The sequence below is a fragment of the Streptomyces antioxidans genome (assembly GCF_000968685.2).
In the GTDB taxonomy this organism is placed as follows: domain Bacteria; phylum Actinomycetota; class Actinomycetes; order Streptomycetales; family Streptomycetaceae; genus Streptomyces; species Streptomyces antioxidans.
Genome location: NZ_LAKD02000169.1, coordinates 1 through 2309 on the forward strand (window position 1 = coordinate 1; position 2309 = coordinate 2309).

Consider the following 2309-nt stretch of genomic DNA (forward strand, 5'->3'; position numbering starts at 1 on the left):
TGGTCGTCAGGAGTCGCTGTACCGGCTGGACTGGTCCGAGGTGTCCGTTCAGGGTGCGGCTGGGCGCTGGGCGTTGTTGGGGTCCGATGGTCTGGGTTTGGCGTCGGTGGGGGAGCGGTTCGAGACCTTCGCGGATTTGGATGCGTTGGCTGTGGCGGTCGAGTCGGGCGTCACGGTGTTGCCGGATGATGTGGTGGTCGCCCTGCCCGGGAGTTTTGCGGCTCCGCATGCTGGCCCGGGTGGGGTAATTCAAGCCCGTCCGGCGTTTGAGGACACGCCCGGAGGGGGTCTGGGGTCCGGGGGCTTGCCTCCGGTTTCGGGGAGGGGCGGGGCTGGGGAAGGCTCCTCGCCGACCGATACGGTGCACCGCGCCACGACCCGGGCCCTGGAGCTGGTGCAGGCGTGGCTGGCCGATGAGCGATTCGCGGATGCACGCCTGACCGTGCTGACGTCGGGTGCCGTGGCTACCGAGGTCGCCGAGCCCGTGGCGGACCTGGCAGGTGCCGCCGTATGGGGTCTGCTGCGTTCCGCGCAGTCGGAGAACCCGGGCCGGTTCGTCCTGGTCGATGTCGACGGTACGGCCGATTCGCTGACGGCGCTGCCGGATGCGCTGGCGTCGGCCGAGCCCCAGGTGGCCGTACGGGACGGAGTGCTGCGGGCGCCACGCCTGGCCCGGGCCGCAGTGGACACCGAGCAGCCGCTCGATGTCGATGCCCAGGGCACGGTCCTGGTCACGGGTGCGAGCGGCACGCTGGGTGGTCTGCTGGCGCGCCATCTCGTGGTGGAGCGTGGCGTTCGGCGTCTGCTGTTGGTGAGCCGTCGTGGCGGCCAGGCGCCGGGTGCGGCCGAACTCATCGCCGAATTGGCCGGGTTGGGCGCTGAGGCGTATTGGGCGGCATGTGATGTGGCGGACCGGGACGCGCTAGCCGTGACCCTTGCCGCCATCTCCGCTGAGCATCCGTTGACGGCGGTCGTGCATACGGCTGGTGTGCTGGATGACGGTGTGATCGGTTCGCTCACCCCTGAGCGCATGACGCGCGTCCTGCGCCCGAAGGTGGACGCGGCGTGGAACCTTCATGAGCTGACCCGCGACCTGGACCTGTCGGCGTTCGTGCTGTTCTCCTCCGCCGCCGGTGTGTTCGGCAACCCGGGGCAGGGCAACTACGCGGCGGCCAACACCTTCTTGGACGCCCTCGCCCAGCACCGCCGCGCCCAGGGCCTGCCCGCCACCTCACTGGCCTGGGGTCTGTGGGCCGACTCCAGCGCGATGACCGGTGAGCTGGACGAGGCCGATGTGTCCCGGATGAGCCGGGGCGGTGTCGTGGCGCTGTCGGCCGCCGAGGGCCTGGAGCTGTTCGACGCCGGGTACCGCACGGACGAGGCGCTGCTCGTGCCCGTACGGCTCGACCTGGCCGCGCTGCGCGCCGAGGCGGCGTCGACCGGTGTGGTGCCGCCGCTGCTGCGTGGGCTGGTGCGGGTTCCGGCGCGCCGTGCGGCGGAGGGCGCGGTGGCGTCGGGCGCGCTGGCGCGGCGGCTCGCCGGGCTGAGCGAGAGCGAACAGCTCGACGCGCTCCTGGAGCTGGTCCGTACGCAGGTCGCGGCCGTACTCGGCCATGACTCGCTGGACACCGTCGAACCGCATCGCTCCTTCCGTGAGCTGGGCTTTGACTCGCTGACGGCGGTGGAGTTGCGGAATGCGCTGGGTGTGGTGAGTGAGTTGCGGTTGCCCGCGACGCTGGTCTTCGACTATCCGACGCCTGCGGTGCTCGCCGATTTCCTGCGGACGGAGGTCGTGGGGGCTGCGGCTGCGGTGGCGGGTCCGGTGGTGGTGTCGGCTGCGGATGATGAGCCGATCGCGATTGTGGGGTTGGGCTGCCGTTATCCGGGCGGGGTGGAGACTCCGGAGGACTTGTGGCGGTTGGTCGTGGAGGGTCGGGACGCGATCTCCGAGTTCCCCACCGACCGTGGCTGGGATCTGGACGGGCTCTACCACCCGGACCCCGACCACCCGGGCACCTCGTACTCCCGCGAGGGCGGCTTCGTCGACCGGGCGGGCCACTTCGACCCGGCGTTCTTCGGGATTTCGCCGCGTGAGGCGCTTGCCATGGATCCGCAGCAGCGGTTGTTGCTGGAGACGTCGTGGGAGGCGTTCGAGCGGGCCGGGATCGACCCGGCGACCGTACGGGGCAGCCGTACCGGTGTGTTCGCCGGTGTGATGTACCACGACTACGCGTCCTCGCTGCCCGCACTTCCGGAAGGCGTGGAGGGCTTCGTCGGTACGGGTAATGCGGCGAGTGTGATTTCGGGGC

The 2309-nt window shown here is 70.7% G+C and carries 1 protein-coding gene; it reads left to right on the forward strand.

Translation table 11 applies throughout. From position 1 onward, the window contains the following. A partial coding sequence (locus VT50_RS37180; protein ID WP_143645354.1) for a type I polyketide synthase occupies positions 1 to 2309 on the forward strand: 2309 nt, incomplete at both ends.